The 9,894-nt window shown below is 64.4% G+C and carries 7 protein-coding genes; all 7 read right to left on the reverse strand.

The genetic code is table 11. The annotated features are described in order from the left end of the window. Positions 1 to 358: 358 nt before the first annotated feature. Positions 359 to 1,153, reverse strand: coding sequence for an ABC transporter substrate-binding protein (locus tag PNI01S_RS28025; protein ID WP_169891277.1), 795 nt, complete (start codon positions 1,151 to 1,153; stop codon positions 359 to 361). Positions 1,154 to 1,752: 599 nt separating this feature from the next. Then, positions 1,753 to 2,739 (reverse strand): GTP 3',8-cyclase MoaA, encoded by a 987-nt coding sequence (gene moaA, locus PNI01S_RS28030; protein WP_084359854.1) that lies wholly within the window; start codon positions 2,737 to 2,739, stop codon positions 1,753 to 1,755. A 221-nt stretch (positions 2,740 to 2,960) separates the two neighbouring features. Next, positions 2,961 to 3,779 (reverse strand): peptidylprolyl isomerase, encoded by an 819-nt coding sequence (locus PNI01S_RS28035; RefSeq protein WP_084359855.1) that lies wholly within the window; start codon positions 3,777 to 3,779, stop codon positions 2,961 to 2,963. 118 nt (positions 3,780 to 3,897) lie between these two features. After that, positions 3,898 to 4,584 (reverse strand): respiratory nitrate reductase subunit gamma, encoded by a 687-nt coding sequence (gene narI / locus PNI01S_RS28040; protein ID WP_037010005.1) that lies wholly within the window; start codon positions 4,582 to 4,584, stop codon positions 3,898 to 3,900. A 2-nt stretch (positions 4,585 to 4,586) separates the two neighbouring features. Beyond that, positions 4,587 to 5,327: a nitrate reductase molybdenum cofactor assembly chaperone gene (gene narJ, locus PNI01S_RS28045; RefSeq protein WP_084359858.1), complete on the reverse strand. Its 741-nt coding sequence runs from the start codon at positions 5,325 to 5,327 to the stop codon at positions 4,587 to 4,589. Positions 5,328 to 5,344: 17 nt separating this feature from the next. Continuing rightward, positions 5,345 to 6,892 (reverse strand): nitrate reductase subunit beta, encoded by a 1,548-nt coding sequence (narH, locus tag PNI01S_RS28050; protein WP_084359856.1) that lies wholly within the window; start codon positions 6,890 to 6,892, stop codon positions 5,345 to 5,347. Positions 6,893 to 6,903: 11 nt separating this feature from the next. Beyond that, positions 6,904 to 9,894, reverse strand: a 2,991-nt coding sequence (locus PNI01S_RS28055) for a nitrate reductase subunit alpha (protein ID WP_084359857.1), incomplete at its 5' end; no start/stop codon positions are given.

Consider the following 9,894-nt stretch of genomic DNA (forward strand, 5'->3'; position numbering starts at 1 on the left):
GTGGCGTGCCCCTGAAACTTCGGTTCAACGAGGGAATTTTTCGCCTAAGCGAAAAACCGGATGTCCGGGGCAAGACTTTTTGGTTCCTTTTGTGGCGTTTGACAAAAGGGACTCGCCCGAGGGGGCGAAACAAGAAGTCAGCCTGCACGCCGAAGCGGCGCAGAAATGCCCAAGCCAAGCACCTCGATTCCAACGCATGCCCAGCATGGGTATCGCAAGCTCGCGAAACGCCGCCCGACCCATCCTACGAATGCACTCATCGACAGGGACGGCAGAGTGCAGTTCGCGAGCAAGCTCGCTCCTACGAAAAGCAAAAAGGCCGCCCGAAGGCGGCCTTAGCTGCAACTCAACGGGCAAATCAGTCCCCGTAGATATCACTCTTGAAGTACTTGCCTTCGATTTCCTTGTACTTGCCGCTGGCGCGCAGTGCGTCGATGGCGGCGTTGAGTTGGCCGACCAGTTCGGTATTGCCCTTGCGCACCGCAATGCCGGCGCCTTCGCCGAAGTATTTCGGGTCCTTGAACTCCGGACCGATGAAGGCGAAGCCCTTGCCGCGCGGGGTTTCCAGGAAGCCGATTTCGAGCGGGATGGAGTCGGCGAAGGTGCCGTCCAGGCGACCCGCTAGCAGGTCCAGGTAGATCTCGTCCTGGCTGGTGTAGCGCACCACGTTGGCGCCGGCCTTGCCCAGCACTTCGGTGGCGAAGCGGTCGGCGGTGGAGCCGCGCTGCACGCCGATGTTCTTGCCCTTGAGCTGGCTGAACTGCTCGTCCAGCTGCGAGCCTTCCTTCATCACCAGGCGGCCCGGGGTGAAGTAGTACTTGTGGGTGAAGTCCACCGAGTGCTTGCGCTCTTCGGTGATGGTGATGGAGGACAGCGCGGCGTCGATCTTGCGCACCTTCAGCGAGGGGATCAGGCCGTCGTATTCCTGCTCGACCCACTGGCATTTGCGCTTCATCTCTTCGCACAGCGCATTGCCGATGTCGTAGTCGAAGCCGGCGATGCCGCCTTCAGGGGTCTTGTAGGCGAAGGGCGGGTACGCCGCCTCGATGCCGATGCGCAGCGGCTTGTCGTCGGCGTGGGAGAAGGTGGCGAAAGCGGCCAGCATCAGGCCGCCCAGCAGGGCTTTGCGATTCATCGATGAACTCCGTGGCATGTTCGGTGACAGGGCCGGGCGGCCGGCCGCTGCGTCTTGGCAGAGAAGTATCGGTGTCTTGTGATTCGTCCAGGGGCGCAACGTGGCGCGTTGCAGCGGCATTGCCTTGCCCTGACCCAGGCGACCAGCTTGTTATCGTTCGTCCACGCGCACTGGCGCGTAAACTTAAAATCCAATCTGGACTAAAAAGTACACAACGTCAATCGCCCTGCGACCGCACGGCACACTCCCTTTTGCGACCGCAGCCCTACTCCTTCGGAGGAATGTCGCGCGCTGGGCTACAGCCTTAGTCTGGGAAGCGTTCCAAGGCGATCCGAGGAGGATTCGAAACGATTCTTTCGCATGATTTACCGTAGCTTCCACGGTTATACCTTTGGCAGATGCCCAGAGCCCCCGCGATACGCTCATGTCGCAGGGGCTTTTCTTTTGTTTGGAGTAAAGCGCTGCGCTTGAAAACCTGGAGCAAGGGCCGCCCTCACCCCAACCCTCTCCCAAGGGGAGAGGGGGCTGATCGGCGTGGAGGCAGAGTTCAGCGTTAGCTGGCGATGGATGCAAGCAAGGCAAAGGGCGGGCGCAAGGCCCGCCAAGGGAGGTCTGTTTCAGCCGCCGCTGAGGTTCATGAAGCGCAGCACCTGCACGTCGCCAACGCTGAATTCGTGGCGGGCCGGCTTGCGCTGCAGGGCGCCGCGCAGGGCCTCGAGAACGGGCTCGTCATGCAGCGGATGGCGGCGCAGCAGGCCGCGCAGGTCCAGGGAGTTTTCGTGGCCCAGGCACAGGAGCAGGCGACCTTCGGCGGTCAGTCGCAGGCGATTGCAGGTCGAGCAGAAGTTATGCGAATGCGGCGAGATGAAGCCGATACGCGGGCCCGGATGCTGGGCCAGGCGCACGTAGCGCGCGGGGCCGCCGCTGTGTTCGGCGCTGTCCAGCAGTTCGTGGTGTTCGGCGATCAGCGCGCGGACTTCATCGCTGGAGCAGAAGCTTTCCTCACGCTCGCGGCCCACCTGGCCCAGCGGCATTTCCTCGATGAAGCTGATGTCCAGCCCATGGGCGATGGCGTAGTCCACCAGCGCCGGTACCTCGTCGGCGTTGCGGCCTTTCATCACTACGCAGTTGAGCTTGATGCGCTCGAAGCCGGCCTGCTGGGCGGCGTCGATACCGCGCAGCACCTGTTCCAGGCGACCGGTGCGAGTGATGGCGGCGAAGCGCTGCGGATCGAGGGTGTCGAGGCTGATGTTGAGGCGGGAAAGACCGGCGGCCTTCAGATCGCCGGCCAAACGGGTGAGCTGCGAGCCGTTGCTGGTCATGCACAGTTCGCGCAGGCCGGGCAGCGCAGCAAGGCGTTCGCAGAGGTGGACGATGCCGGGGCGCACCAGCGGTTCGCCGCCGGTAAGGCGCAGCTTCTTCACGCCGCGCTCGACGAAGAGCCGAGCTACCCGTTCGATCTCTTCCAGGGTCAATACCTGCTGGCGCGGCAGGAAGCGCATGTTTTCCGACATGCAGTAGACGCAGCGGAAGTCGCAGCGGTCGGTCACGGACAGGCGCAGGTAGTCGATCTTGCGGCCTTGGCCGTCGATCCATTCGGACATGGTTTTAGCTCCTTGGACACCACTACCCCTCACCCCAGCCCTCTCCCAGAGGGAGAGGGGGCAGATCGAAGCGGCGGCGAGTACGACTCTCGCCTGACGTTGCAACAAAGGAAGTGCCGATGCGCACACCGATACGACCTCTCATAGGGCAGAGGACAGCCCCCTCTCCCTCCGGAGCGGGGCGCGTAGCCAGGGTTGGGGTGAGGGGGCTGCGTAACAGATCATTGCACCAGCGGCGACTCCGCCCCGTCGAAGACGAAACCATCAATCCGCGCCTCGCCGGCCAGCACGCTGATGTACTGGCTGACGGCGCGCTGCAGCACCTGGGCGCGAAGGTAGCCGGCGATACGCGGGCGCGCCTGCTGGAAGTCCAGCGGCTCTCCGCCTTCACGCTCTAGCAACTCGACCACGTGCAGGCCGTAGCGGCTTTCCAGCGGATGACCAAGCAGGCCGGGTTGCTGTTGCAGCAGGCGCTTCTCGAACTCGGGAACGGTCTGTCCCGGTTCGATCCAGCCCAGTTCACCGCCCTCGTCTTTCGACGGGCAGTCGGAGAAGCGCATGGCCTTTTCGGCGAAGCGTTCGGGGTGCTCGCGCAGTTCGGCGAGCAGTTCCTCGGCCTGTTCGCGGGACTTGGCGCGGCCTTCCAGGTCATCCGGCGCGCAGCCGAGCAGCACATGGCGCAGACGCATGCGCCAGGGCGAGGTCAGGCGAGTCGGGTTGGCTTCGTACCATTGCCGGCAGCTGGCTTCGTCGGCCTCGGGTACGCCGACTTCACGGTCGATCAGGGCGCGGATATTCGCCTCTTCGGCGGCCTCGCCCTCCTCGACCTGCCCCATCACGCCAAGCTCTGCGGCGCGTTGCACCAGCAGTTGGCGCACCACCAGGGCACGGCAGGCGGAGTACAGCGCCTCGGCGTGGCTGGCGGCAGGATGGTATTGCAGCTCGCGGGCCAGTTCGTCCTCGGCGATGGCGACGCCGTTGACAGAGATGGCAGGCAGCTCGACGTGTTCGACCTTGGCTTCGTAGTGGGAGCAACTCATTTCGATTACCTCCAGTAACCCTCTCCCCGACCCTCTAACTGGGCGTCCCCCCCATGAAGGGAGAGGGGGAAGAGCATCAGGTAGGGCGAATAACGCGCCAGCGTTATCCGCCGTTTCATCACACGGCGCGACGCTTGGTACGGACGACCTGGTAGCGGCGGCCGAAGTACCACACCGGAGCGCTGACGATGTGCACCAGGCGGGTGAAGGGGAACAGCACGAACAGGGTCAGGCCCAGGGTCACGTGCAGCTTGTAGACCAGCGATACCGGCGCGATGGCCTCGGCCGCGGCCAGCGGCTGGAAGGTGACGATGGACTGCGCCCAGTTGGCGAGCATGACCATCACCGAACCATCAAGGTGATGGGTGGAGGCGACGATGGTCGACAGGCCGAGGATCAGCTGGACATAGAGCACCAGCAGGATCATCAGGTCCGACGCATTCCCCGTGGCGCGTACGCGCTCGTTAGTCAGGCGGCGCAGGATCAGGCCGGTCAGGCCGATGAAGCAGAGGATGCCGAAGAAGCCGCCGGAGACCATCGCCAGCAGTTGCTTCTGCTCGGTGCTGATCAGGTGCTCGTAGACCGCGTGCGGGGTCAGCAGGCCGACGAAGTGGCCGGCGAGGATGAACAGCACGCCGACGTGGAACAGGTTGCTGTAGACCCGCATGCCCTTCTTGCTCAGCATCTGGCTGGAGCCGGCTTTCCAGGTGTATTGCGAGAGGTCGAAGCGCGCCCAGCTGCCGATCAGGCAGATGGCGAGCGCGACGTAGGGGTAGATCCCGAACGCTAGAAGATCGAGGGACATGTTCAGACTCCTTCTCTGGCCGCCCGGTACTGCATCTGCGGCACCGGCTGGGCGACCCACTGCATGGGTTGTTCGGCGGACGTGGAGACGCGGCGAGCGCTGGTGGACGGGCAACCAACGGCGGGCTCGGTGAAGCTCACCGGGGTTTCCTCCCAGGCCTTGTCGATGGCCTCCAGGCTGTCGTCGCGCACTTCCTGCTCGCGGTCGCGCTTGAGCGCGCCGAGGTCGGGCTGCTCGCCGGACAGTTCCAGCAGGCTGCGGAAGACCGCCGCATAGCCGCTGCCGCGCTCTTCCAGGCGCAGGGCGATCAGCGCGAGGATGTGCGCGACTTCGGCCAGGCCGGCGCGGGCCGACTCGGCGTCCTGCAGGGCGAGGAACTCCAGGTACAGCGGCAGGTAGTCCGGCAGCTCGTTGACGTCGATGACCAGGCCCGCCTGGGTGTAGCGGTCCATCAGGTCGACCATCGCCTGGCCGCGGTCACGGCTTTCGCCGTGCACGTGTTCGAAGAGCAGCAGCGAGACCGAGCGACCGCGCTCGAACAGGCCGTCGTAGCTCGCCTGCACATCGAGGATGTCGCCCTTGCACAGCTCGTTGAGCAGCGCGGCGAGGCCGTCGCGCTGCTGTTCGGGCAGGTTGCAGGTGCGGATCAGGGCATGCAGGGCCAGGCTTTCCTCACGCAGTTCAACGCGCGGGTAGTCCAGCATCAGCGCGCTGAGCTTGAGCAGTTGGCTGTGACTTTCCATTGAGATGGCCATGGTCGTCACTCCTGTATCTGCACGGTCTGGATGACGTTGCGCTGGTCCACGGCCTTGCCGCCGAACAGGTTGACGCCAGAATTGCTGCCAGAGCTGCTGGAGCAACCGTTGCCGAAGCTGAAGCCGCAACCCGAACGCTCGGCGAAGGCATCCGACAGCGCTTCCTCGCGGTGGGCAGTCGGGATGACGAAACGGTCTTCGTAGTTGGCGATCGCCAGGTAGCGGTACATCTCTTCCACCTGGTTGACCGACAGGCCGACCTTCTCCAGTACCGCCAGGTCCTGCTTGCCTTCGACGTGCTCGGCACGCTTGTAGGCGCGCATGGCCAGCAGGCGCTTGAGGGCCAACAGTACCGGCGCGGTATCGCCGGCGGTCAGCAGGTTGGCCAGGTACTGCACGGGGATGCGCAGGGACTCGACGTCCGGGATCACCCCGTCGCTGCCGATGTGGCCTTCGGAAGCGGCGTTCTGGATCGGCGACAGCGGCGGCACGTACCACACCATCGGCAGCGTGCGGTATTCCGGGTGCAGCGGCAGGGCCAGCTTCCAGTCCATGGCCAGCTTGTACACCGGCGACTTCTGCGCGGACTCGATGACGCTGTCCGGTACGCCGTCCTTGCGGGCCTGTTCGATCACTTTCGGGTCGAACGGGTCGAGGAAGATTTCCAGCTGCTTCTGGTAAAGGTCGCGCTCGTTCTCGCAGGTGGCTACTTCGTGGATGCGGTCGGCGTCATACAGCAGCACGCCGAGGTAACGGATGCGGCCCACGCAGGTTTCCGAGCAGACGGTCGGCTGGCCGGCCTCGATGCGCGGGTAGCAGAAGATGCACTTCTCGGATTTGCCGCTCTTCCAGTTGAAGTAGATCTTCTTGTACGGGCAGCCGCTGATGCACATGCGCCAGCCCCGGCACTTGTCCTGGTCGATGAGGACGATGCCGTCTTCCTCGCGCTTGTAGATCGCGCCGCTCGGGCACGAGGCCACGCACGCCGGGTTCAGGCAGTGCTCGCACAGGCGCGGCAGGTACATCATGAAGGTGTTTTCGTACTCGCCGTAGATGTCCGCCTGGATCTGGTCGAAGTTCTTGTCCTTGCGGCGCTTGGCGAATTCGGTGCCGAGGATTTCCTCCCAGTTCGGGCCCCATTCGATCTTCTGCATGCGCTGGCCGGAGACCAGCGAGCGCGGGCGGGCGACCGGCTGGTGCTGGGCCTTGGGCGCGGTGTGCAGGTGCTGGTAGTCGAAGTCGAAGGGTTCGTAGTAGTCATCGATTTCCGGCAGGTCCGGGTTGGCGAAGATGTTCGCCAGCACGCGGAACTTGCCGCCGATGCGCGGGACGATGGAGCCGTCGGCGTTACGCTTCCAGCCGCCCTTCCACTTCTCCTGGTTCTCCCACTCTTTCGGGTAACCGATGCCGGGCTTGGTTTCGACGTTGTTGAACCAGGCGTACTCGACGCCTTCGCGGCTGGTCCAGACGTTCTTGCAGGTGATGGAGCAGGTGTGGCAACCGATGCATTTGTCGAGGTTCAGCACCATGCCGACTTGCGAACGAATTTTCATGGCAGTAATCCTCAAATGTCCTGGGGCAGCGGTTGCGGCAGAGCGTCACCGCCCAGCCCGCCCTGCTCCGGCTCGTCGAGCCAGTCGACCTTGTTCATCTTGCGCACCACGACGAATTCGTCGCGGTTGCAGCCGACCGTGCCGTAGTAGTTGAAGCCCCAGGCCTGCTGGGCGTAGCCGCCGATCATGTGGGTAGGCTTGAGGACCACGCGGGTCACCGAGTTGTGGTGGCCGCCGCGGGTCTTGGTGGTCTCGCTACCTGGCAGGTTCACGATGCGTTCCTGGGCGTGGTACATCATCACCATGCCGTCCTTCACGCGCTGGCTGACCACCGCGCGGCAGGTCGCGGCGCCGTTGGCGTTGAAGACCTCGACCCAGTCGTTGTCCTCGATGCCGGCGCGTTTCGCGTCGTTCTCGCTCATCCAGATGATCGGGCCACCGCGCGACAGGGTGAGCATCAGCAGGTTGTCGCTGTAGGTGGAGTGGATGCCCCACTTCTGGTGCGGGGTGATCCAGTTCAGGGTGATCTCGGTGTTGCCGTTGGGCTTCTTGTTGAACAACTTGTCGGTGCTGCGGGTGTTGACCGGCGGCCGGTAGCTGACGAAACCCTCGCCGAAGGCCTGCATCCAGGGGTGATCCTGGTAGAACTGCTGGCGACCGGTGATGGTGCGCCACGGGATCATCTCGTGGACGTTGGTGTAGCAGGCGTTGTAGCTCACGTGTTCATCTTCCAGGCCCGACCAGGTGGGGCTGGAGATGATCTTGCGCGGCTGCGCCTGGACGTCGCGGAAGCGGATCTTCTCTTCTTCCTTGGGCAGCGCCAGGTGGGTGTGGTCGCGGCCGGTGAACTTCGACAGCGCTTCCCAGGCCTTCACGGCCACCTGGCCGTTGGTTTCCGGCGCCAGGGCGAGGATCACCTCGGCGGCGTCGATGGCGCTTTCGATGCGCGGGCGGCCTTCGCTGATGCCGGTTTCGGTGACCTTGTGGTTCAGCTCGCCGAGCAGTTTGATTTCCTTCTCGGTGTTCCAGCCGATGCCCTTGCCGCCGTTGCCCAGCTTGTCCAGCAGCGGGCCGAGGGAGGTGAACTTCTTGTAGGTGTTCGGGTAATCACGCTCGACCACATGCAGGGTCGGCATGGTGCGGCCAGGGACAGGTTCGCACTCGCCCGTCTTCCAGTCGGTGCCGCCGAAGGGCTGCGCGAGTTCGTTGGCGGTGTCGTGCAGCAGCGGCACGGTGACCAGGTCCTTCTCCACGCCCAGGTGGCCAACGGAAACTTCGGAGAACTTCTTGGCGATGGCCTTGTAGATTTCCCAGTCGCTCTTGGCTTCCCAGGCCGGGTCGGTGGCGGCGGACAGCGGGTGGATGAAGGGGTGCATGTCGGAGGTGTTGAGGTCGTCCTTTTCGTACCAGGTCGCGGTCGGCAGGACGATGTCCGAGTACATGCAGGTGGAGGACATGCGGAAGTCCAGGGTGGTGACCAGGTCCAGCTTGCCCTCGGCGCCTTCATCGACCCAGTCCACTTCGCCCGGGCAGGGGCCGCCGGCCTTGCCGAGGTCATCGTTCATCACGCCGTTCTTCGCGCCCAGCAGGTACTTGAGCATGTACTCGTGGCCCTTGCCCGAGGAGCCGAGCAGGTTGGAGCGCCAGATGAACATGTTGCGCGGGAAGTTCTGCGGGTCGTCCGGCTGCTCGCTGGCCACGCGCAGGTTGCCGGCCTTGAGTTCACGCACCACATAGTCCTGCACCGGGATGCCAGCGCGCTCGGCGTCGGCGGCGATGTGTAGCGGGTTGCGGTTGAGCTGCGGGGCGGACGGCAGCCAGCCCATGCGCTCGGCGCGGATGTTGTAGTCCAGCGCGTGCTCGGGGAACTGCTTGGTGTCAGCCAGCGGCGAGAGCACCTCGTGCATCGAGATCTTCTCGTGGCGCCACTGCGAGCTGTGCAGGTAGAAGAAGCTGGTGCCGTTCATCTGCCGCGGCGGGCGGCTCCAGTCGGTGCCGAACGCCAGCGGGACCCAGCCGGTCTGCGGGCGGAGTTTTTCCTGGCCCACGTAGTGCGCCCAGCCGCCACCACTCTGGCCGATGCAGCCGCACATCATCAGCATGTTGATGACCGCGCGGTAGTTCATGTCCATGTGGTACCAGTGGTTCATCGCGGCGCCGATGATGACCATGGCCTTGCCGTGGGTCTTGTCGGCGCTGTCGGCGAACTCGCGGGCCACCTGGATGGCACGGGCGGCCGGGACGCCGGTGATGCGCGCCTGCCAGGCCGGGGTGTAGGGCACGTCGGCATCGGTGTAGGAGGCGGCGACGTTGCGGCCACCCAGGCCACGATCGACGCTGTAGTTGGCCATCTGCAGGTCATACACGGTGGCGACGCGCAGGGTCTGGCCATCGACGCCAGTGAACTCGCGGAAGGGTACGCGGCGCACCAACACCTCGTCGTTGTCCACGCCCTTGAAGTGCGGGTGTTCCTGCCCGGCGAAGTACGGGAAACCGACGTCGCAGGCGTTTTCCGGGCCATCGATCAGGCTCAGCGCCAGGCGTGTTTCACGTTGCGCGCCGCCCTCTTTCTCCTCGATGTTCCACTTGCCCGACTCGCCCCAGCGGTAGCCGATGGCGCCGGTGGGTGAGACCAGTTCGCCGCTGATTTCGTCGAGGCCGATGGTCTTCCACTCGGGGTTGTTTTCCTGGCCGAGGTTGCCGGCGAGGTCCGCCGCGCGCAGGTAGCGGGTCGGCTTGAGCACGCCTTCGGTGTGCGGTTCGAGCAGCACCAGCATCGGCATGTCGGTGTACTGGCGGCAGTAGTCGACGAAGTAGGCGCTGGGCTTCTCGAGGTGGAATTCCTTGAGGATGACGTGACCAAAAGCCATGCCCAGTGCGGCGTCGGTGCCCTGCTTGGGGTTGAGCCAGAGGTCGGTGAGCTTGGCCACTTCGGAGTAGTCCGGGGTGACGGCCACGGTCTTGGTGCCCTTGTAGCGGACTTCGGTGAAGAAGTGCGCGTC

It is taken from the genome of Pseudomonas nitroreducens NBRC 12694 (genome assembly GCF_002091755.1).
Taxonomy (GTDB): Bacteria; Pseudomonadota; Gammaproteobacteria; order Pseudomonadales; family Pseudomonadaceae; genus Pseudomonas; species Pseudomonas nitroreducens.